This is a genomic window from Marichromatium sp. AB32 (assembly GCF_003718675.1).
Taxonomy (GTDB): domain Bacteria; phylum Pseudomonadota; class Gammaproteobacteria; order Chromatiales; family Chromatiaceae; genus Marichromatium; species Marichromatium gracile.
In genome coordinates this window covers 1-424 of record NZ_RHFJ01000144.1, presented here as the reverse complement: position 1 = coordinate 424, position 424 = coordinate 1, and the positions used below count along the sequence as shown (strand labels likewise).

The 424-nt window shown below is 66.7% G+C and carries 1 protein-coding gene; it reads right to left on the bottom strand.

The genetic code is table 11. The annotated features are described in order from the left end of the window. A partial coding sequence (locus EBL85_RS16890; protein ID WP_223806200.1) for a hypothetical protein occupies positions 1–240 on the bottom strand: 240 nt, incomplete at its 3' end. Positions 241–424: the final 184 nt, after the last annotated feature.

The following is a 424-nucleotide window of genomic DNA, read 5'->3' as shown; positions in this document are numbered from 1 at the left end:
CTGCAGGTCGGGCAGGCTCGCCTTGTAGGCGGCATCCGCCTCGAACCCGTCCGGATAGGTCCGGCTGAGGGTCGGATAATCGGACACCGCGCGCCCCGGGCAAAGCGCCGACAGGGCCGGATCGAGGGTCTCGATCTCGCCGTCGGAGGCAGCTCCGGCCCAGTCCCGCAACAGCGCCAGGGCACGCTCGGCCTCGGCGCGGGTCGGTTCGCGGTCGATGTCGCGGTTGAAAACATTCATCGGGTTGTCCCCTTACTCGACCTCGCCATGCCTCCAAAATGGGCGCAAAGCGTGGAAAGTCCATGACGATGATCCAGATTTCACGACCGTTTCTGCGGATCGGTCCTGTGGATGGCGCGTCCGGCCGGGCTCGTCGCGCTCAGATCCGATCCAGCGCCGCACGCAGATCCGCCAGCAGATCGGC